Below are 1,634 nucleotides of genomic sequence, written 5' to 3' on the forward strand. Positions count from 1 at the left end.
TCACGCCCTCGAAACCGCCTGCACCACACACTCGCGAACCGGAATGCCACGCGACAGGCGATCACGGCAGCTTCACTCAATTAGGCAACAGGGTCCGTCGATGTACTCGAAGAGCGCGAGGTTCGCCTCGGCCGTGGCCGCGAAGATGCGACCGCGGACACACTCGGTCTTGATCAGCTGAGCGTTCCCGGCGACGAGGTCAGCGGCCTGGCGGGCAGTGTGGGCGGGGTGGAGCAGGTTCTGGTAACCGACGGAACGGGAACCGATGTCGTCTGCTCAGGCCGTTTCGGCCGCCGGGGCGGTGGTGCCGTCGCCCGGGACGGCAGGCCATTCTCGGTCTCCTTCGTCATGCCAGAGAGGGCGTCGGTCGACCCGTAGGCCGAGGACCTCCGGTCGCGCGTAGTGGCCGCGGGAGTCGACCCAGACCTTGACGGCATTGATGTCGGCGAGGTCGATCTCGGTGGTGACGAGCTTCTCCGTGAGGCCGGTGTGCGGGCCGGCGAGGTACTGGTTGAAGGGGTGGATCACGGCCGACCAGCCGCCGCCCGCAGTGATGTGCTTCTGCGGTCCGACAGTGGACTCCATCCACTGCAGGCACGTCTCGTCCACCGGGTTCCCGGCGGAGATGACGAACGCCTGCGCCGTGAGCGCGTGGGTCTTCATCATGGCGTCGATCTGGACGTCGGCGACGGTCTCGAAGCCGGTCATGGTGGACAGACCAGGCCATGCTGCTGCGTGGATCTGCTGGCCCTGGGTGATCAGGGACTGCCGGGCCAGGTTCATGGTGTGTTCCCAGCAGACCAGACCGCCGATCCGGCCCAGGGTGCTATCGAAGACGCTGAGGGTGGCGCCGCCGCCCTGAGCCCACACGATCCGTTCGGCGTAGGTGGGTTGGATCTTGCGGTGAACTCCGAGAAGGGTGCCATCGGGGTCGATGAAGACCTGGCTGTTGAAACACGTGCGGGTCCCCACGAGCCGCTCGCTGACACCGAGAACGGCGCCGACCCCGGCGCGGTCACAAGCGGCTTGGACCCGGGCGATCTGCGGGCCGGGCACCTCGACGGACGCCTCGGCGTAGGCGACGTTGGCGCTCTGCTGGTCCAGCGGGGCGTAGGCCTCGATCCAGTACGGGTATCCGGGTACGAAGGTCTCGGGAAATACCAGCAGGTCGATGCCTTCCCGGCCGGCCTGTTCGATGAAGCGGATGACCTTGCCGACGGTTGCCTCGGTGTCCATGAACACCGGAGCGGCGTGCACCGCCGCGACAGTTCGTTTCGTGGAAGTGGAAGATGACATGTCGGAGTCCTCCTCGGAAGTGGAGCGCGCCGGCAGGAACAGGCCGTCGAGCGTTGTCTGGGGCGCACGGTCCGGATGTGGGTGAATGGGTGGGCCGGCCACGAACAAGCCTGCCATCGTTCGCAGTAACGCGTGCCCACGCTGACTAGGTGTTCTGTCCTGCCGCGTTGGTTCGCTTGACCAGGCGGCCGGCCGCGTCGTGCTGGTAGGTCAGGGTGCGCCCGTCGAAGTCGCTCTCCCGTGCGAGTCTTCCGGCTTGGTCATAGATGTAGGTCCACTCCCGGCCGCGGGTGTCGGTGACCTTGGTCAGACGCAGTTCGCTGTCGTGGGTGAAGGCG

Annotated in this window: 2 protein-coding genes; both read right to left on the reverse strand. The window is 66.6% G+C overall.

Annotation, left to right across the window (positions count from 1 at the left end):
* Positions 1–276 precede the first annotated feature (276 nt).
* Entirely contained in the window at positions 277–1,296 is a 1,020-nt protein-coding gene (locus ACF08M_RS41630; protein WP_392190524.1) for a carbon-nitrogen hydrolase family protein, read from the reverse strand.
* Between the two features lie 145 nt (positions 1,297–1,441).
* Positions 1,442–1,634 (reverse strand): hypothetical protein (locus ACF08M_RS41635; RefSeq protein ID WP_392190525.1); only part of this gene is annotated, 193 nt, incomplete at its 5' end.

The organism is Streptomyces sp. NPDC015032, assembly GCF_043080425.1.
In the GTDB taxonomy this organism is placed as follows: Bacteria; Actinomycetota; Actinomycetes; order Streptomycetales; family Streptomycetaceae; genus Streptomyces.